The sequence below is a fragment of the Microvirgula curvata genome (assembly GCF_054781615.1).
On record NZ_BAAGUB010000015.1, the window covers coordinates 36,863 to 56,911 of the forward strand.

At 66.1% G+C, this 20,049-nt stretch carries 14 protein-coding genes; 9 read left to right on the forward strand and 5 right to left on the reverse strand.

Features of this window, described 5'->3' with window-relative positions:
• Nucleotides 1-79 precede the first annotated feature (79 nt).
• Entirely contained in the window at nt 80-2,314 is a 2,235-nt protein-coding gene (locus ACYVG8_RS08715) for a TonB-dependent receptor (RefSeq protein ID WP_028499778.1), read from the forward strand.
• 48 nt (nt 2,315-2,362) lie between these two features.
• Here the strand turns inward: ACYVG8_RS08715 and ACYVG8_RS08720 are convergent, their stop codons facing one another.
• The 4 genes from ACYVG8_RS08720 to ACYVG8_RS08735 form a co-directional block, all read right to left on the reverse strand.
• Nucleotides 2,363-2,869: a DUF2867 domain-containing protein gene (locus tag ACYVG8_RS08720; RefSeq protein WP_460745427.1), complete on the reverse strand. Its 507-nt coding sequence runs from the start codon at nt 2,867-2,869 to the stop codon at nt 2,363-2,365.
• A 77-nt stretch (nt 2,870-2,946) separates the two neighbouring features.
• Complete coding sequence (locus ACYVG8_RS08725) at nt 2,947-3,867, reverse strand: helix-turn-helix domain-containing protein (protein ID WP_112692466.1); 921 nt, start codon at nt 3,865-3,867, stop codon at nt 2,947-2,949.
• Between the two features lie 36 nt (nt 3,868-3,903).
• On the reverse strand, nt 3,904-4,473 hold the full coding sequence (locus ACYVG8_RS08730; protein ID WP_158537435.1) for a Tll0287-like domain-containing protein: 570 nt from the start codon (nt 4,471-4,473) through the stop codon (nt 3,904-3,906).
• A gap of 85 nt (nt 4,474-4,558) precedes the next feature.
• Entirely contained in the window at nt 4,559-5,440 is an 882-nt protein-coding gene (locus ACYVG8_RS08735; RefSeq protein ID WP_028499775.1) for an EamA family transporter, read from the reverse strand.
• A gap of 118 nt (nt 5,441-5,558) precedes the next feature.
• Between ACYVG8_RS08735 and ACYVG8_RS08740 the strand changes: the two genes are divergently transcribed.
• The 6 genes from ACYVG8_RS08740 (at nt 5,559) to arsB (ending at nt 10,564) form a co-directional block, all read left to right on the forward strand.
• Entirely contained in the window at nt 5,559-6,338 is a 780-nt protein-coding gene (locus ACYVG8_RS08740; RefSeq protein WP_460745430.1) for an AraC family ligand binding domain-containing protein, read from the forward strand.
• Between the two features lie 61 nt (nt 6,339-6,399).
• A complete protein-coding gene (locus tag ACYVG8_RS08745) occupies nt 6,400-6,771 on the forward strand; it encodes an ArsR/SmtB family transcription factor (protein ID WP_107890198.1) in 372 nt (123 codons plus the stop codon).
• A 3-nt stretch (nt 6,772-6,774) separates the two neighbouring features.
• The gene (locus ACYVG8_RS08750; RefSeq protein ID WP_460745432.1) at nt 6,775-7,254 is read left to right on the forward strand and encodes an arsenate reductase ArsC; all 480 of its coding nucleotides are present in this window, start codon (nt 6,775-6,777) and stop codon (nt 7,252-7,254) included.
• A gap of 38 nt (nt 7,255-7,292) precedes the next feature.
• A complete protein-coding gene (gene arsD / locus ACYVG8_RS08755; protein ID WP_112692464.1) occupies nt 7,293-7,640 on the forward strand; it encodes an arsenite efflux transporter metallochaperone ArsD in 348 nt (115 codons plus the stop codon).
• Nucleotides 7,641-7,675: 35 nt separating this feature from the next.
• Nucleotides 7,676-9,427 (forward strand): arsenical pump-driving ATPase, encoded by a 1,752-nt coding sequence (arsA, locus tag ACYVG8_RS08760; RefSeq protein ID WP_107890196.1) that lies wholly within the window; start codon nt 7,676-7,678, stop codon nt 9,425-9,427.
• Nucleotides 9,428-9,490: 63 nt separating this feature from the next.
• Nucleotides 9,491-10,564 carry an ACR3 family arsenite efflux transporter gene (gene arsB / locus ACYVG8_RS08765; RefSeq protein ID WP_028499769.1) on the forward strand — a complete coding sequence of 358 codons (1,074 nt, stop codon included), beginning with the start codon at nt 9,491-9,493 and terminating at the stop codon, nt 10,562-10,564.
• A gap of 23 nt (nt 10,565-10,587) precedes the next feature.
• Here the strand turns inward: arsB and ACYVG8_RS08770 are convergent, their stop codons facing one another.
• Nucleotides 10,588-11,484 (reverse strand): hypothetical protein, encoded by an 897-nt coding sequence (locus ACYVG8_RS08770; protein WP_460745435.1) that lies wholly within the window; start codon nt 11,482-11,484, stop codon nt 10,588-10,590.
• A 462-nt stretch (nt 11,485-11,946) separates the two neighbouring features.
• On the opposite strand from ACYVG8_RS08770, the gene ACYVG8_RS08775 reads away from it, so the two are divergent.
• Together ACYVG8_RS08775 and ACYVG8_RS08780 are read left to right on the forward strand one after the other, a co-directional pair.
• On the forward strand, nt 11,947-13,119 hold the full coding sequence (locus ACYVG8_RS08775; RefSeq protein WP_051528949.1) for a hypothetical protein: 1,173 nt from the start codon (nt 11,947-11,949) through the stop codon (nt 13,117-13,119).
• Nucleotides 13,120-13,267: 148 nt separating this feature from the next.
• The gene (locus ACYVG8_RS08780; protein ID WP_460745437.1) at nt 13,268-19,993 is read left to right on the forward strand and encodes an FG-GAP-like repeat-containing protein; all 6,726 of its coding nucleotides are present in this window, start codon (nt 13,268-13,270) and stop codon (nt 19,991-19,993) included.
• Nucleotides 19,994-20,049: the final 56 nt, after the last annotated feature.

Genomic DNA, 20,049 nt, shown 5'->3' on the forward strand with positions numbered 1-20,049 from the left:
TTGCCGCATGCCGTGCCCATGCCGTTTGCCGCCGGGCAGGGGAAAGCTGTGAAATTCCAATCCGTACAGGGATACAGCCATGCCCATTTATTCCCACTATGTTCGTTTATGCCCTGTCTCTGCCGCATTGCTGCTGGCACTGGGCAGTCCTTGCGTCCAGGCTGGCGGTTCGGCCCTGGACACGGTTGTGGTGACCGGCGCCCGGGTGCCGACCCGGATCAGCGAGCTGCCCCGCAGCACCTGGGTGGTGGATGCTGACGAGATTGCCCTGCAGGCGCGTGCCGGCGTGCCGCTCAAGGTGCTGCTGGGCCAGTTGGTTCCGAGCCTCGATGTTGGCCCGCAAGGGCGCAGCAACTATGGCCAGAACCTGCGGGGACGCTCGATGCAGGTGATGATCGACGGGGTGTCGCTGAACAGTTCTCGCGCGGTCAGCAGGCAGTTCGATTCGATCGATCCGTACCAGATCGACCGCATCGAAGTGCTGTCGGGCGCGACCGCCCTCTACGGTGGCGGGGCGTCCGGTGGTGTCGTCAATATCGTGACCCGGCGGGGCTCCGAGGGGCTGCACTTCAATACCGAACTCGGGTTGCGCTCCGGTTTTGAAACCGGCAGCGATCATGACTGGCGCGCCGGGCAGTCGGTCTCCGCCGGCAATGACCGGGTGACCGGTCGACTTGGGGTGGCCTATCGTCACAATGGCGCGGCTTATGACGCGGCAGGCCGTCAGGTCACGCCCGATATCACCCAGACTGATCTGCAGTACAACCGCCAGCTCGACATCCTCGGCAACCTGGACTTCAGGCTGCCCGCCGGGCAGCGGCTGAAGCTGACGACGCAGTACTACGATTCAGGTTTTCACGGCGACAAGGCGCTCTATCTCGGACCGAATCTCGCGGGCGCATTGCGCGGGCGGACGGAATGGCTGGCGGTCCGGGATGGCTTCCAGTCGGACGTGGTGCCGCGCTCGACGCGCGCGATGGCGATGTTCGACTATGTGCTGCCACAGGTGCCAGGGGGACAGGATTTGTATCTGCAGGGGTCGTGGCGCAGTGAAAAACTGGATTTCTATCCGTTTCCTGGTGTTATCACCGGCATGACGGTGAGGCCGCCACGCGTGCCGTACTACAGTACATCGCGTCAGCGCACCGGCACCCGGGCGCTGAAGGTGGCACTGGTCAAGTCGCTTGGCGCGGCCAGGTTCACTTACGGGATCGATCTTGACCGCGAGAAGTTCCGGGCGCGGCAGGTGCTGTTCGATGCACGGCGGGGAATGGCGTCGGGGGGGCTCGTGTTCCGGCGCATGGCTGAAGTCGGGCGCTACCCCGGGTTCCGGGTGGAAGGCCGCTCGCTGTTTATCCAGTCCGACTGGCAACCGGCTGAAAGCTGGGGTCTGAGCGCAGGGCTGCGGCATCAACGCATGGCGATCAGCGTGGATGACTTTGTCGATACCCGCCAGCAGGTACTGATGGCCAATCGCATCGGCACGTCGTCTGATGCGATTCCCGGGGGGAGGAACCACTATGCGGTCACCTTGCCGAATGCCGGCGTGGTGTACCGCTTCAATGCCGCCAATCAGTACTACGTGAATTATGCGGAGGGTTTCGAGCTGCCCGACCCGGCCAAATACTATGGGCAGGGCGACTATGCGCTATCCGGCGGACATCGCGGGCACTGGGCACTGAAGAGGGGCGTCAGTGTGACGGGTTCGCCGCTTGCGGGCATCAAGACCCGGCAGCTGGAAGCGGGCTGGCGAGGGCGCGTCGGCAAGCTGTCGGGCCAGATCGCCGCCTTCCATGCCTGGTCCGACCGGAGCATCGAATTCCAGAAATCGACGCTGGCCATCCGTGTGCTGGATCAGGGCACCCGGAATCATGGCCTGGAAGGGCGTCTCGATTATCTGCTGAATGCCCACTGGACCGTGGGCGGGACGGCCCTCGGTATTCAGTCCCGGGAACAGCAGGGTGGCCGCTGGCAAAAACAGTCCGTGACCACTGCCAGCCCGTCCAAGACCACGCTGCACGTGCACTGGCAGGACGGGCCACTGCAACTGCGCCTGCAGGGCGTGCGGAGTTTCCCGTTGCGCGATGCCGGGAGGCAGACGCTGGAGGGGTTCACGCTGGCCGATCTGCTTGGCAGCTACAAGCTGCCACGAGGCACGCTGAACTTCGGCGTGCAGAACCTGTTCGATCGCCAGTATCCGACGCTGTGGAGTCAGCGTGCCCGGCTCTTTTATGACCGGATGGTGGCCCCGGAGGTCGTCGACTTTCAGGGGCGTGGACGGACGTTCAGCCTGGCGTATGGCATTGACTACTGAGTGAGAAGAGGCCGCAGGCCCGCTCCGGTGGCGGGCCGTCCGTGCTCGTCACCCGGCAATCCCGCACAGCCGACGCACGGTGGCCCGGGCCATGATCGGGACAATCAGGCGGTGGAAGGGCCTGACCAGTGCGAAGTAGCAGACGCCGACGGCATTGTGGGTTTTCACCCAGCTGGACATGGCCAGCTGCGGGCCGGCCGGCCCGTGCAGCAGTTGCAGCGAGGTGCGGAAATCCAGATGACTGTCGTTTTCCCCCAGCACCACTTCCTGCTCGTCGAGTGCCAGGATGCGGAAAATGCCGATGCGCTGGCCGACCCGGAACGGCGTCGGGACAGGGCCGGGCGCCGCGCGGGCGGTTTTCAGTCCGAGCGGGGTGACCAGCCGGTTGCGCAGCGCCATCAGGGCGAGCAGCCAGGCGGGAGAACTGCCGAAAAAGGCAAGCAGCGCCTGCTCGATATTGACCGTGGCCGGCAGGGCTTCAATGCAGCAGTCCTGATAGGCGCCGGCCGGCAGGTCGTGGTGCAGCAGGGAGGTGAGCGGAATGTGGTCCAGCATGGCAGGTTCCGGGCAGTGAAGACCCGCCCATTCTGCTGCCGGCCGGCAGGCCGGTCTTGTAGCGAAACGACAGCGGCTCAATAGCCCGATGGACCAAACAGCTGGCCCATCCGGGTGGAGGCGATCCGGTACGGCCAGAACGCCGGATCGTCGCGGGCAAGGCCGGCCGCCAGCTGGCCGGGGGTATGGCCGGTAAAGCGCTGCAGGTCGTGGTGCAGGTGGGACTGGTCGAAATAGCCGGCTTCGGCCGCCAGTCCGGCCCAGGAGTCGATGCGGCGTTGTCCGCAGATGCAGGCGGCAATCAGCCGGCTGCAGCGCAGTTGCTGGCGGAAGCTGCGCAGCGACTGGCCATAGCTGGCAAGAAAACGGCGTTCGAACTGGCGCTGGCTGATGCCGAAGCGGTCGGCCAGTTCGCCGGGGGCCGTGGCGAGCAGATCAATCGGCAGGTGCAGGTCCGCATCGAGTCCGGCCCGGCGCCGGCGCAGGCTGAACAGCAGGCGAAAGAACGCGGCGACCTGCTGTGACGGGTCGCAGGTCGCGGCCAGCGCGGTTTCGCAGCGTGCCAGCTCGCCGAGATCCTCACCCCGCAGCAGGGTGTCCAGCGGGCTCCGGCAGTCGACGATGGTCGCCGCCGGCATGTCGATCAGTCGCCGCAACTGCCCCGGCTTCACCGACAGGGTCAGGATGCGGGTGCCGGGCGCGGCCCATGCCTGGCGGGGGCCCTGGGTGCCGCCGCACAGATTGAGCCGGGCCATCTGCTGCTGCCTGTTCGCATGCAGAAAGCGGATGCCACCGTCCAGCACCAGCAGGAAGATCGGCTGCAGGCCGGCCGGCAGCAGGTACGGTCCGCCGGGAAGGTTCTTGATCAGCCCGTGGCAGACGCAGTCCGCCAGCGCGGGGGGCGGCTGGAACAGCCACTCGGACTGCGGGTGAAGGGCGTCTCCGGGGGAGATCATGGTGTCCATGGTGCAGGTCGGGGCGTTGGTTTCCACTGTCATAGTGTAAACAAGCCTGCCGCCTTGCGTGGCGTTCGCTCAGTCGAGCGGACGGGTCACTGACACCGCACCGCGGATCATGCCTTCCAGATAACCGGTGGCCTTGTCATGCGGGTAGTCGCGTGCCAGCGCCTGGCTGACATCGGCCGGGATCTGCTCGCGGCTGCCGTGACAGCTCAGGCACAGTGTCTGGACCGGAATCGCCTTCAGGTAGCGCTGTACCTTGCCGGTCGGCATGCCGACGATGGCGGTTTGCTGCAGCGTGGCCGGCGCCACGCCAGCCCTGGCCCGGGTGTCAAAGTCGAGCAGTTGCCGTTGTTCCCATTCGTCCGCCATGCCCAGCATCGGGTTGCGCGGCTTGAGGCTGACCCGGGTGACTTTCCAGCCGGTTTCGCGCGAGATCTCGCCGGCCAGCTTCGGTGCCAGATCGCGGCACACACTGATGGCCGACACCGGACCGCGCGTGCTCATTTCCTGTTTCAGCGCCGTGCCAAGACGGGTCAGCAGCAGGTTGGCGGCATCTTGCGGGGTGGCGACGGCCGGGGCATCGGTTGCCCAGGCCGGCAGGCAGATCAGCGCACAGCAGGCCAGCAGGGAGAAACGGTTCATGGCAGTTCTTTCATTATACAAATTAATATAATGACAAGCGTATCGAATATGACGAATGCTGGCAAGCGCCATGACTGGCAGGCAGTCAGCCGACGGCGCGGCGTCCCACCAGCATTCGCCCTTTCATCTGGCTGATCGCCAGTGCGGACAGGACCAGCGCCATGGAGATCCAGCCCGTGGTGCCGGGGTGCTGGCCGGCGATCAGCATGGAACCGGCAATGCCGAAGACCGGGATCAGCAGTGACAGTGGTGCGACGCGTGATACCGGATATTCGCGCAGCAGCAGATTCCAGCCCCAGTAGCAGAAATGCGTGGCCGCGTAGACCTGGAACAGCAGCGAAAACACCGCGGCCCGGTCCAGCTGCGCGGCCAGCCGGACATAGGGTGCCGCACCGTGCGTCAGCCAGCCCAGCAGAAACAGCGGAAGCGGGGCGAACAGGCTGGCCCAGACCACAAAGGCGAACACCTCGCGAACCCGGGACAGCTTGATGATCACATTGCCGATGCTCCAGGCCAGGGCGCTGACCAGCACCAGTGCCAGGCCGAGCCGGGTGTCACCGGCCGGGCTGGAAACGAGAATGCCGAGCAGTCCGGCCACTGCCAGCAGCAGGCCGGCGACCTGCGGCAGACTCAGGCTTTCGCGAAACAGCAAGACCCCCCAGCCCAGCGTGAAGAACGCGCTGAACTGGATCAGCAGCGCGGCGCTGCCCGGCGGAACGCCAAGTTCGATACCCAGATTGATCAGTGCCCACATGGCCACGCCGAAGATCAGCCCGTAGCCAGCCAGCCAGTGCAGGCCAACCTGCGGCCGCCGGATGAAAAATACCCACGGCAGGGCCGAGAGGGTGAAGCGGATGGCGGTCAGCAGCAGCGGGTCGATGGCAGCCAGGCCAAGTTTGGTAATCGGGAAATTGAATCCCCAGACTGCGGTGACCAGAACGGCCAGGAACAGGTGTCTTGTCTGCATGGCAGGGTTTTCCGTAAGCATGGTGCCGGGCGGGAGTCGCATCGGCATGGCTGGCACTATGCCGTTCCCGGATCTGGCCCGCTTGCAATGAAGGGTCAATGATGAGTAGATTCGGGCCATGGAAAATCCTGCCGCCGATCCGTACCCGCTGTCGCCGCGCCATGTCGTGGTGACGGCGCGCGACTATCCGGATGGCGAGCTGTTCCCGGCGCATGCCCATCGGCGCGGTCAGTTTGCCTATGCCGATCGCGGGGTCATTTCCGTGCATACCGGGGCGGGCAACTGGGTGGTGCCACCGCAGCGGGCGATCTGGGTCCCTTCCGGCCTGACGCACTCGATGCGGATGCAGGGGCCGGTCACCCTGCTCAATACCTATGTCCGTGCCAGTGCGGCCCGCCGGCTGGGGTTGCCGGCCCACTGCCAGGTATTCGATGTGTCGCCGCTGTTGCGGCAACTGCTGCACAAGGCCGTCAGTGTGCCCGCACGCTATGCGGACGACAGCCGCGATGGCCACCTGATGGGCTTGCTGCTGTACGAGATCGCGGACATGCCGGCCCTGTCACTGAATGCGCCGCTGCCGGCCGAACCCCGGCTGGCGCGGGTGTGCCGTGACCTGCTGGCGCAGCCCTCGCTGGATGTCGGCATCGACGACATGGCGGCACGGGCAGGGATGAGCCGGCGCACCTTCACCCGGCTGTTTCGCCACTACACCGGCATCAGCTATCTGGAGTGGCGCCAGCAGGCCTGCCTGCTGGCGGCCGTCGTCCGCCTCGGTCACGGCGAGCCGGTAACCCGGGTCGCCATGGAGCTGGGCTACAGCAGCCCGAGCGCTTTCAGTACGGTATTCCGTCGCGTGCTGGGCGCGTCGCCCAGTCGCTATTTTTCCGGCGGATTGTGACGTGTCCGGCCGAGGCCGGATTCTGTTGCCATCATTTCGACTGTTGTCGTAATATCAACGGATGGAAAAACAAACTGCTGTCACCCTCTTCGAATCCCTGTCCTCCGGGGTGCGTCTGGACGTGTACCGCCTGCTGGTCCGCATGGGGACGGAAGGCATGGTCGCCGGGCAGATCGCCTGCGAACTTGATATCCCGCCCAGCAGCCTGTCGTTCCACCTGAAGGGCATGGTGTGGGCCGGTCTGCTGAGTGTCGAGCAGGAAGGCCGCTTCCAGCGCTACCGGGCCAATATTCCGCTCATGCTGGACCTGATCGCTTACCTGACCGCCGAGTGCTGTGCCGGTCAGCCCGGTGCCTGCGCCGGCATGCGCGCTGCCGTGCCGCAAATCGAACCGCTGCTGCCACCGCTTCCTCCTGCCTGCAAAGCGAAGTGAATCATGAATATCCTGTTTCTGTGCACCGGCAATTCATGCCGGTCGATTCTGGCCGAGGCCACGTTCAATGCCCTGGCGCCGGCCGGCCTTCGGGCGATGAGTGCCGGCAGCCGGCCCGCCGGCCATGTTCATCCGCGTTCACTGGCGCTGCTGCAGCGCAAGGGACTCATGCAGGAAGGGCTGTACAGCAAGTCGCAGGATGCCCTGCCGCTGGCGCCCGATGTCGTCATCACCGTCTGTGCCGGCGCCGCTGGCGAAGCCTGTCCCGTCTATCCGGGCCCGGTCGTGCGGGCGCACTGGGGGGTCGAGGACCCGGCCGGGGCGACCGGCAGTGATGACGAGATCGATGCGGCGTTCGAGTCGGCCTATCGCCTGCTGCGGGTCCGGATTGAAGCGCTGCTGGCTCTGCCGCTGGACGAAATGGTGCATGACCGTGCGGCGTTCGGCGCCGCGCTGGCACGCATCGGCGAACAGGGTCGCTGAGTTTTTCCTGATATTTCCATATTTGTTGGAGCATCAACATGAAAATTGCCATCTATGACCCGGCCATGTGCTGCAGCACCGGCGTATGCGGGATCGAAACCGATCAAACCCTGGTGCAGGTTTCAGCCGACCTGGACTGGCTCGGCAAGCAGCCTGGCGTTGAGGTTCAGCGCTTCAATCTGGCCCTGCAGCCAATGGCGTTTGCTGACAACGCCACGGTGAAGGGATTCCTTGAGCGGTCGGGCCAGGAAGCGCTGCCGCTGGTCCTGCTGGATGGCGAAGTGGTGCTGGCCGGCCGTTATCCGCGTCGGGCCGAACTGGCGCGCTGGGCCGGGGTCAGCCTGCTGCCGGTCAGTGACAGCGGCTGTTGCGGGTCCTGCTGCTGAACAGGATGCCAACCTTGATCCGGGAGCCATATTTCATGCATTTTCTCGACAACCCGCCACTGTTCCTGTTCTTTACCGGCAAAGGGGGCGTCGGCAAGACCTCGCTGGCGTGCGCCGCAGCGATCCGGCTGGCCGATGCCGGGCGCCGCGTGCTGCTGGTCAGCACCGATCCGGCCTCCAATGTCGGGCAGGTGTTCGGTCAGGCGATCGGCAGTCATGTCACGGCCATTCGCAGCGTGGGCGGCCTGTCGGCACTCGATGTCGACCCGCAAGCGGCGGCGGCTGCCTATCGCGCCCGCATCGTCGACCCGGTACGGGGTGTCCTGCCCGAGGCGGTTGTCGCCGGCATTGAAGAGCAGCTTTCCGGTGCCTGCACCACGGAAATCGCCGCATTCGACGAGTTCACCTCGCTGCTGACGGACACGCGCCTGCAATCCGGCTATGACCATATCGTGTTTGATACCGCGCCGACCGGGCACACCCTCCGCCTGCTGCAACTGCCTGGCGCCTGGAGCGGCTTCCTGGAACACAACCCGGACGGGGCATCCTGTCTCGGGCCGCTGGCCGGGCTGGAAAAACAGCGGGCCCGGTACCGGGACGCCGTAGCGGCGCTGGCCGACCGGCAGCGGACCCGGCTGGTGCTGGTGACGCGCGCCCAGGCCGCGGCGCTGAAGGAAGTGGCACGCACCCACGACGAACTGGATGCACTGGGCCTGAGCCGCCAGTTCCTGGTCATCAATGGCATCCTCGACCCTGACGAAGCGGTAGCGGACCCGCTGGCCATGGCCATTGTCCGTCGCGAGCAGGCCGCGCTGCAGGCGATGCCTGCGGCGCTGCAGTCCCTGCCGGTGGACCGGCTGGCGCTGAAGGCGTTCAATCTGGTCGGGCTGGATGCATTGCGCCAGCTGCTGGCGCCTTCGTTGCTGCCGGCCGGGAGCGAGCCGCCAGCGCTGGACGCGCTGCGGGCGCCGCCGCTGTCATCACTGATCGATGCGCTGGCCGGCGCCGGTCATGGCCTGATCATGCTGATGGGCAAGGGTGGGGTCGGCAAGACCACGATGGCTGCCGCCATTGCCGTGGCACTGGCAAGGCGGGGACGGGATGTGCACCTGTCCACTTCGGACCCTGCCGCCCATCTGACCGACACGCTGGCGGGCGAGCTGGCGCACCTGACGGTCAGCCGGATCGATCCGCAGGCGGAGACCGCACGCTATCGCCGGCATGTGCTGGAGACCCGGGGCCGGCTGCTGGATGACGCGGGCCGGGCCCTGCTGGAAGAGGACCTGCGTTCGCCATGCACGGAAGAGATCGCCGTGTTCCAGGCGTTCTCCCGCATTATCCGCGAGGCCGGCAAGCGCTTTGTGGTCATGGATACGGCCCCCACCGGACATACGCTGTTGCTGCTCGATGCCACTGGAGCCTATCACCGTGACATGGTGCGGCAGATGGGGGACAGCAAGCTGCACTTCACGACACCGATGATGCAGCTGCAGGATCCCGCGCAAACCCGGGTCATCATCACCACGCTGGCGGAAACCACGCCGGTGCTCGAAGCCGCCAGCCTGCAGGCGGACCTGCGCCGCGCGGGCATCGAGCCGTGGGCCTGGATCATCAACAACAGCCTGGCTTGCGCCTCGCCCCGTTCGCCGCTGCTGCGGCAGCGTGCGCACAATGAACGGGTCTGTATCGACGCGGTGGCCTCCCGGCATGCATCACGCTATGCCGTCGTGCCGCTGCAGGCCGACGAGCCGGTCGGCCTGCAGCGGCTGGCCGCGCTGGGTGACTGACCGGGACGCGGCGGCAGGCTTCGCGCCGCCGCCGTGCCTGCTTCACGAAAGGAAATCGCAGTCATGTCCGTTCAATGCGAAACGATCGCCCGGCACGAGGCGGGAACGCCGATGAGCGTGTTCGAGCGCTATCTGACGCTGTGGGTCGGGTTGTGCATCGTGGCCGGAGTGGCGGTCGGGCAGTGGCTGCCCGATGTGTTCCAGGCCATCGGCCGGATGGAGGTCGCCAGGGTCAACCTGCCGGTTGGCCTGCTGATCTGGGTGATGATCATCCCGATGCTGGTCAAGGTCGACTTCTCCGCACTGCACGAGGTGCGGCAGCATGTCCGCGGCATTGGTGTCACCCTGTTCGTGAACTGGCTGGTCAAGCCGTTCACGATGGCATTTCTGGGCTGGCTGTTCATCCGCCAGCTGTTCGCGCCGATGCTGCCCGCCGACCAGATCGACAGCTATGTCGCCGGTCTGATCCTGCTTGCCGCCGCACCATGCACGGCCATGGTCTTTGTCTGGAGCCGGCTGACCGGTGGCGACCCGCTGTTCACGCTGTCGCAGGTCGCGCTCAACGACGGCATCATGATCGTGGCGTTTGCGCCGCTGGTGGCTTTCCTGCTCGGTATCTCGGCGATCACGGTGCCGTGGGCCACGCTGCTCACGTCCGTCGTACTGTATATCGTGGTGCCGGTCATCCTGGCCCAGCTGTGGCGCCGGTCGCTGCTGGCCCGCGGACAGGCGGCTTTCGACCGGGCAATGGCAATGATCGGCCCGTGGTCGATGGCCGCACTGCTGCTGACGCTGGTGTTGCTGTTCGCGTTTCAGGGCGAGGCCATTCTCCGCCAGCCGCTGGTCATCGCCTTGCTGGCAGTACCGATCCTGATCCAGGTGTTCTTCAATTCGGCGCTGGCCTACTGGCTGAACCGGATGGTGGGTGAGCGGCACACGATCGCCTGCCCGTCGGCACTGATCGGTGCGTCGAACTTCTTCGAGCTGGCCGTGGCGGCCGCCATCAGCCTGTTCGGTTTTCACTCCGGTGCTGCGCTGGCGACTGTGGTCGGCGTGCTGATCGAAGTACCGGTGATGCTGGTGGTGGTTCGCATCGTCAATGCATCCCGGCCCTGGTACGAGCGCGGGCGCCGCTAGGGCAGGGGCTCTCGCGCCGGGGCTCAGGCCGCATTCGCCTGGTCCGGCTTCTGCAGGGCCAGAAAAGGCCTGCCCTGCAGTTCTTCGCCGCGGGCATCCAGTCCGAGGCGGCGGAGGGCTGCAAGCAGCGTTTCCTGCTGCGCGTGGTGATCGGCCGGGAGGGGAAACAGCATGTGGCCGCCCGCCTTCAGCGCGTCGTGGCAGGCCGCCAGCAGCGGGAGCAGCGCCTCTTCGCCAGTGCCCTCGCCATGATCGGCAGACGGCTGGGCGAGGCCGAGAAAAGCCCGCACCGTCTGCCATGCCCGGCCTGGCGCTTCCGCCCTGAAACCGGGGGGATCGAACAGGCACAGGTCCACCTGGTTGCGGATGGCAAGGGCACCGACCGCCACGGCCTGATAGCCGAGATTCTTGCTGATGACCAGCTGGTAAGGTTCGAGCTGGAAGAAAAATTCCTCCGCATCGGCCCTGATCGCCGCGTACCGGTCTGTCAGGTCGCCGGTGTCGGCCGGGAAGGCGCAATGGTCAATATGACTGATGCAGTGCAGCAGGGCGAGAACCGACTCCGGGTGGTGATCGAACTGGCCGGACTGCTGGATCTGCACGATCGCCTGACGGGCCTCGTGGTCCGGGATTGCGGCCGGATACACGGCCAGCGCTTTGAAATAGCGGTAATTGGCCCTGATGGCTTCAATGAAAATGCGCGCCAGCGGATCGGAATCCACGGCGATGATTTCATGGCCGTGGATGGCGGCGCAAAGGGGCAGACCGGTCGAGCCGCAGAACGGGTCCAGTATCCGGCCATTGCCGGCGCCATATTGCCTGAATACCGCTTTCAGCCAGTCGTTGTCGTGTCCGGCAGCGGGGCACCATGCGATCTGCCGATAGCATTGCATCAGTCCGGCTTTTGCGTCTTGGGTCATGTGGCGCACCTGGAAAGGAACTGCGTTACGCACACCGGACGACTGTTGATGCCACTGTGAGCCCGGTCCTTGAAGCCTGGCGCAGCCATCCCACGGTCATGGAATCATAGTGAGTGATATCCGGCCATGCCAACTGCGCCGGATTGCCGCTTCGTCCGCCCCGCCCCGGCTGTGCCGGTGGCCTGGGCAGCCAGGATACGCTTTTCATTATACTTGTTTGTATAATCAAAACACATTTCTGACATGACAAGTTATTTCGCCATTCAGGGCGTTATCGGGTGCAAAAATCGTCAATCTACTGAAAAAATGCGTAAAAACTAGAAGTTGATTAGTCCGTTTTTTAATGACTAATAGTTAATCTTTTAAGATTAACCATGAAATACGGCTGTGTTGCCTGATGTATAACCACTAGGTCATTTCAATGCGCCCGTCATCGTGACAGGCCACATCAGGAGCGAAGCAATGCCGAACAGTCCGGATCGATACACGCAGCGGTCTCTGCAACTGGGCCTGGACCCGCATGCCCATACGGGCCATGCCCCCATCCTGGTTCCGGTTCGCGGCATCGAGCGCATGCGCGAGCTGGCCGCCATTCCCCGGCAGCCCGAGCTGGCGGAAAGCCCGCTGACGGCGGAAAAGATGCTCGCCGTCGAACCGGGCATGGCCCGCCAGGCGGTGGTGAACCATATCTTCGGCCGCAAGGCGCTGAGTGCCGACGCGCTTGCTGCCGCCGAGCAGCGCTTCCCCTTCATGCCCCTCCATGTGTACCAGTCCACGGACCGGGAGGTGACGGCAACCAACCCGCTGAGAATCACTAAGAATTCCTCCCTGACCAACTTCCGCACCGTCACCATCAAGGAGGGCGGTTTCATCGATATCTCGGTGGACTGCCATTTTGTCTGCGACACCCTGATCAAGATTCCCGGTGGTGACTCGCCGGCGACGCATGACCTGACCGTGCACGGTGTCGACGGCGACAACGGGGCGACACCGCCGACCCAGCCGCAGGCCAGCAACGGTCAGGACAGCAGCGGGGCTGCCTGCGACTGCTGCGGAGGATCGGTGGCGCACAATGCGGCGGTTGGCGGCGACGGGAAACCCGGCCTGAACGGTGCCAGCGGTTTCGACGGTACGGCGGGCAGAAACGGCCCGACGGTCTATGTCAGCATCGGCAAGCTGGTCGGTACGCTGACGGTCAGCGCACGCGGCGGCAATGGCGGCAGCGGGGGGCATGGTGCGGCCGGGCAGCAGGGGGGCAACGGGGGCAAGGGCGGTGATGGCACGACGTGCGGCGCATTCCAGCCGGATGGTGCCAATGGCGGTCCCGGCGGCAAGGGCGGTGACGGTGGTGCCTCGGGCAGCGGCAAGAATGCCGGGAACGGCGGCTTCCTCAGCATCAAGTATGTGCCGGATTCCAGCAGCAGCATGCTGATTGTCACCAATGGCGTCGGTGTGGGCGGGAACAAGGGCACACCGGGAGCCGGCGGTGCGGGCGGCAACGGCGGCGCAGGCGGCAGCCACGGCGGGGCGCAAGGCGCGCCGGGCGGCATCGGTTCGGTGGGATCCGATATCGGCATCAATGGCACCGATGGTCTGAAAGGACAGGTGCTTGTCAACGATGAGCCGGTGAACTGACACCGTGATTCGCCTGCCGGAAGCCGCTGATACCTGCTCCCGGCAGACTGCTGTTGAAGACGGGGATCGACACTCGCGGGCGGGGTTCATGCACCCGCTGTCCCGTTGTCACCCCCGTTCCCCGCAAGATTTGCCGAAAGCCCGCTCCATGCGCCTGATTCCGTCGTCACTGCTGTCGAGATTTGCCCGTGCCGGGCGCCGGACTGTCGGGACGCTGCTCCTGCTGCTGGTCGGGCTGCCGGCACAGGCTGGCCCCGACGCCGGCCAGACCGGGGCGCTGCGAGCCAATACCGAGGTCAGTGCGCTCGGTGCCAGTACCTATGAGCTGCCGATCCAGGTGCCGCCGGGTATCGTCGGCGTGGAACCGCTGCTGTCGCTGCAGTACAACAGCCAGCAGGGGGAGGGCATAGCCGGGCTGGGCATGAGCCTGACCGGGCTGTCCATCATTACCCGCTGTCCGGCCACGACGCCGCTGGACGGCTATGTCGGGAGCGTGAATTTCAACGACCGGGACCGGTTCTGTCTGGACGGCGCCCGGCTGATTGCCGTCAAGGGCCGCTATGGTCAGGACGGCTCCGAATACCGGACGGAAAGCGAGTCGTGGACGCGCGTGGTCGCCAGGGGCGTTTGCGGCAGCGGTCCCTGCTCGTTCCAGGCCTGGAACAAGGCCGGCTGGGCGCTGGCGTTCGGGACCACCGCCGACTCCCGCCCCGGTGTGCCCGGTGCCAGCGAGATCGTCAGCTGGCAGATCGCCCGCTCTGCCGATCTGAACGGCAATGCCGTCACCGTCCACTACAGTACGGCCAGCGATGGCCTGCAGAACCTGCCGGCGCAGATCCGCTACACCGAAAACCCGGCGCAGGGCATGACCGGCGGCAGCCGGGCAGTCAGCTTCGACTACGAGCCCCGCCCCGATCGCATGCCGCGCTATATCGGCGGGCAACGCTTCCTGATGGACAAGCGCCTGACGCGCATTCGTACCTCGGCCGACGGCGCCGCCGTGCTGGATTACCGGCTCGGCTATGCGGTCAGTGCGACGACCCGTCGCAGCCTGCTCGACAGCGTGACCGTGTGTCCGGGCGGCGGGAGCGGCGACTGCCTCGCGCCGACGCGCTTCACCTGGCAAGCCGCCACGCCGGACGTGCGTTCGCCGAACGGCAGCGCCGGCGGGCTGCTGGCCAGCGACTGGTGCAGCGGGGAATCGGCCGTGGTGGACGACGCCGACTTCAATGGCGACGGCCGGCCCGATCTGCTGTGTACCCGCGAAGGCGAGGCCTGGGTGCTGGTGTCGACCGGTACCCAGGCCCGCCCGGCCAACAACCGCGCCAGGGGACAACTGAACCTGACGAAGGACTGGTGTGCCGGCAAAGACCGGACACTGGGCTGGACCGACTTCAATGGCGATCGCAAGACCGATGTGGTGTGCGCCAGCGGCGACTCGACATTCAAGGTCATGGCATCGACCGGCAGCGACGTGATCAGCGTCAATGGCCGTTCCGGCGGCCTGCTGAGCACGCCGCCGCAATGGTGCGAGGCGAGCCGCCAGTGCCGCCCGCGCTTTGTCAATTTCGACGGCGACGGGCGGGGCGATCTGGCCTGCGACTGCGAGGATGGCGACCATCGGGTACTGGTTTCGACCGGCAGCGATGTTCGCTCGCCGAACAACTCGCCGCTCGGCCAGGTAGCCAGCCAGTTCTGTTCGGCCAAGGGCGCGACGACGTCGTGGGGCGACTTCAATGGCGATGGTCAGAGCGATCTGTTCTGCCACGACCATGGCCGGCAGTCGGTGCTGGTGTCCACCGGCACGCAACTGGTGTCGCCGAATCAGGATGCGCGCGGCGTGCTGCGCAACAACTGGTGCGCCGGGCCCGACGACCAGATCGGCAGCGCGGATTTCAACGGTGATGGCCTGGCCGATCTGAGCTGCCGTCAGGCCAATGGCTCGATACAGGTGCTGCTGTCGACCGGAAAGGGACTGGCCGGCCCGAACGACGATGCCAATGGCCTGGTCCGGGCCGGCTGGTGCACCGGCAGTGACAGCCGGCTCAGCTGGGGCGATTTCAACGGTGACGGTCTGGCCGATGCGTTCTGCCACGAAAAGAACGGCCGCCAGTCGCTGATGGTGTCCACCGGCACGCAACTGGTGCCCGGCAACAACAGCGCCGATGGCCTGATTCGCGCCAACTGGTGCCAGGGCGGCACGGTCCGCGCCGGCAACAGCGATTTCAACGGTGATGCGCTGGCCGATCTGATCTGTGCCGACAGCAAGGGTGGGCAGTCGGTGCTGGTCCACAGCGCCGGCGCACCGGACCTGCTGTCCACGGTCACCAACGGACTGGGGGGCGGGGCCCGTTTCAGCTATCGGCCGATGACCGATGATGCGGTCTACCGCGATGGCGACAAGGTGGCCTATCCGACGCTGGATATCCGCACGCCGCTGTACCTGGTGGACCGTTACACCCCGTTCGACGGCCGCGGGAACGACTATCCGAACGCCTTGCAATACAAGGGCGCACGGACCCAGGTCGAGCTGCGTCGCTGGCTGGGCTTCCAGGAAGTACGCCGTACCCGGCTGTTTGACGGCCGCTATTCGCTGACCCGCTATCTCCAGCAATACCCGCTGACGGGGTTCATGGAAGAGGTCGGGGAATATGCGGCGGACGGTGCCCTGCTGTCGCGCGGCAATTTCGTGCCGCAGGTGCTCAACCCGTATCCCGGGGTCTATGCAACGCTTCGCGCCAGCGAGCGTTCGTCCACCTTTACCGCGGGCAAGGCCGACTACGTATCCGAAAAGCGCTACCGCTATGACGAATACGGCAATCCGCTTCTGACCCAGGATCTCGGGGATGCCGCCTCGCCGGCCGACGATCTGTTCGACTGCTGGCACTATCGCAACGACCCGGTGCAATGGCGGCTGGGCTATATCGACAGCCATCGTTCCACCCGGAGCGAAGCCGCGTGCAACGCCTTCCTGCAGGACCCGCAGCGCCGCTGGGATGAGTCGGTCGATCTGCGCTGGGAGCGGACCGGCTACGACGCGGCGATGAATCCGCTGACGCTTGGTGCCTGGGATGACCAGAACAAGACCTGGCTGACCCAGACCAAGGGTTTCGACGGCTTCGGCAATATGGTGTCCATGACCGACTGGGCCGGCCAGACCACCAGGCTTGAGGTCGATCCGGGCAAGACCTATGTGGTCAGCGTCACCTCTCCGGCGCTGGACAACGGCGTGCGGCTCAAGACCCGCAGTGCCTACCAGAACGGGTTTGGCAACCGCACCCTTGAGGTGGATGCCAACGGCAATGAGCAGCGCAGCGAATTTGACGGCCTGGGGCGCAGGGTGCGCGAGTTCGGCCCGCGCCCCGGCGCGGACAGCGGCGCCGCCACGACGCTGCTGAAAACCTATCACTACGGGCAGGATGCCGCCGGGTACTTTGTCGAAACGCGCGAGCGCAGCGACTGGGCGCAGGAGGACACCGCCCGCTGGCCATACTCCCGACTGTATGTGGACGGGTTGTCCCGACCGCTGCGCACGGTGCGCAGCGGCCCGGCAGGCGGCGCGGACGTTCTGACCGAGCAGGTTTACGACGCGGCCGGCCGCCTCGGCCGCAGCAGCTTCCCGCGCTTCGTGCAGGAGCCGGCAGCGTGGGTGAGCTACCTGTACGACAACCGCGACCGGCCGACCCGGATGACCCAGCCGGACGGCACGGTGCAGACCGTCGACTACCTGCAGGGAGAACTGAAGGTCCGTACCACGCTGGCGGCCGGTACGGCCGACGAGCGCAGCACGCTGCGCGAGAGTTCGGTGCGCGATGCGCTTCTGCGCACCACGGCCAGCAATGGTGCCGTGGTCAGCTACCAGTACGATCCGCTGGTGCAGACCCGTGAAACACTGGGCCCGCGCGGGGACCTGATCCGTTTCCGCTACGACTCGCTGGGCCGCATTGTCTGGTCGCAGAGCGCGGATACCGGCGAAAAGTACTTCCGCTACGATGCAAAGGGCCTGCTGGCGCGTGTCGAGGCGCCGGACCAGACCGTCATTCGCTATGAATACGATGCGCTGGGCCGCGTGCGCCGGCAGTCGACCAGCCGGGACGGCGAGCCCGGGCAGCGTTACGACTATGGCTATGACGATGCAGCCGCCAACGGCCTGGGGGTACTGACCCGGGTCACCGGTGCCGACGCGACCCAGTCGATGGGATATGACCGCTATGGCCGGGTGCGCACGGAAACGCTGGCCATCGATGGCCGGGTCTATACCCAGACCTCGGAGTACGCGCCCGACGGTGCCCGTACCCGGCTGATCTATCCGGACAACGCAATCCTGGACACCGCCTACGATGCGGTGGGCAACCCGACGACGCTGACCTTCCGCGACCGCGCCGACGCCACACCGCGCACTGTCGCCGACTACCGGTCCTATACCGCGCAGAACCAGGTCAGCGATGTGGTCTACGGCAACGGGGTCCGCACCCGTTTCGACTACTACTCGTACCAGGAGGACATGGGCCGCCCGCGCGGCCTGACAGCGTCTGCCGGCAGCGGCGCCCGTTACGACGCCAGTTATGACTGGAGCCGCATGGGCCAGCTGGTCGGCACCACCGTCCAGCGCGGTGCCCGCAAGCCGGAACAGTACCGCTTCCGCTACGACGGCATGGGCTGGCTCGCCCAGGCCAACGGCCCCTACGGGCTGCAGGATTTCGACTACGACCCGGCCGGCAACATCCTGCACAAGGACGGGGTGACCTACGACTATGTCGAGGGCAGCAACCGGCTGCAGGGGGCCAACAACGGCCTGCAGGTCGCCCATGATGGCGCCGGCAACGTCACCCGGCTGCACTGGCCCGGCGAGGACTGGCGCTATCACTACAGCGGCGATGGCAATCTGCGTGCGGCCGACCTGAACGGTCAGGTGCAGACCGCGTACCTGTACGACTTTGCCGGCAACCGGCTCAAGCGCAGCGACGCGTCCGGCGCGGTATCGCTGTACGTGTCCGGCGACTTCGATGTCGCCATCCATAATGGCCAGACCCGCTACACCCGCTATATCGCCGGCCCGCAGGGACGCATCGCCGCCTTTACCCGCAGCGACGACGGTGACAGCCGGCCGGTCCGGCCGGCAGCCGGCCAGCCCCTGTCCGGCGACGGCCTGCCGCAGCCCGGTGAGCGGTATTTCCACACCGACACCCTCGGCAGTTCGGCCGTCGTGACCGACGAGCAGGCGCAGGAGAGCGCCACGCTGGCCTACCAGCCGTTCGGCGCCATCGACACGGCGCGCAGTGAAGGGAAGGATGATTTCCGGCCCAAGTTCAGCGGCATGGAACTGGACCAGCCGGTCGGGCTGAACTATTTCGGCGCCCGTTACCAGCACCCGACCCTGGGCCGCTTCCTGCAGCCGGACCCGCTGAGCCAGTTCTCCAATCCGTACAGCTATGTGGGCAACGATCCGCTGTCGCTGGTCGATCCGGATGGCGAGGAAATCGTCTCCGCCCTGGTCTTTGCCTCGGTGGTCGCCATCAGCGCCACCGCCGGCGCCTACTCGGGTGCGGCGGCGGTCAATCACGAGATGAATCCGGCGTACTGGGACTGGCGCAAGGGCAAGACCTATGCCGGCCTGTTCGCCGGTGGCGCCATCGGTGCTGCCGGCGGGGCCATCGGCGGCGTGGCGGCCGAGGCCGGCGTGGCGGTCGGCATCGTCGGTGAAATCGCGGTGGGGGCGGTGGAAGGCGCGGCCTTCTCCGCCATGGGCGGCGGCAGCCCGCTGGAGATCGCCGAGTCCACGCTGACCGGTGGCCTGTTCAGTGGCATCAGCGCCGGTGCCGGTGCGGCGATCGGCAGCCTGGCGCGCAGCGGCAGCCGCATGATTGCGCGCGGTGAAGCCGGCGTGCTGGACAGCGTGGCCGGCGAGGCCGGCAGCAGTCTGGGCCGGGTCACGCGCCAGGGTGACGATGTCGCTGGCCGGGTGGGCTCGCTGGAAAGCCGCAGCCTGCGCAGCGCGACCAGCAGCAGCGAGAACCCCCGCCTGCTCAGTGCCTCGGATGGGCAGGACATGCTGGGTGCGCTGGAGTCGGGCTGCTTCAGCTTCCCGGCCGGCACCCGGATCTCGACGCCGGACGGTCTGCGCAATATCGAGACCCTGCGCGTGGGCGAACGGGTGCTGGCGCTGGAAGCCGGCGACAAGGTCGTCAGCCGGCCGGTACTGGCCACGCACCAGCGCGATGCCAGCGACATGCTGGATCTGCTGATTCGCGGCGGCGCGACGCTGGCCACCACCCGCGAACACCCGTACTGGACCCGCGATCGCGGCTGGGTCAAGGCCCATCAGCTCCAGCCGGAAGATCACCTGCTCCAGCCGGATGGCAGCGAGCTTGAAGTCGAGGCGGTCCGGGCCAGCCCGCTTTCCGCCCGGGTCTACAATTTCGAAGTGGCCTCGGCCCACAACTACTTTGCCGGGGACGGCGAAGCCCAGGCGCTGGTGCACAACAGCAAGAGCTGCTCGGCGCGCAGCCGGGCCGTGGGCAGCACGCCGGGCAAGGGGAGCCGCACCGGCAGGGAAGTCATCGCGCGCATGGAACGCCAGGGCCTGGTCCGCATGAAAAACGGTGTCCGCGAAGTGGCGGTGGCCGTCACGCTCGGTGGGCCCCGGGTCTGGAAGAAGATGGACCGGCAGATCCACATGGGTCATATCACCGATGCCGTCGCCTGGTGGAACCGGGTCGGCTACAAGACCGGTGCCAAGTCGAAGACCGTGCGTACCTTCATGCTCGATTCGAGCAACTACGAGCTGGAATGGGGACCGCTGAACAGTTCCAATGGCGCCAGGCTCGGCATCCAGTACCGAAAGCCGAGGGGGCATGTCGGCAAATGGCCGTAGGGCGATGATAGACTCGACAGAACGCAATTTTTTGATCAGGACAGGGGCCGGACCGC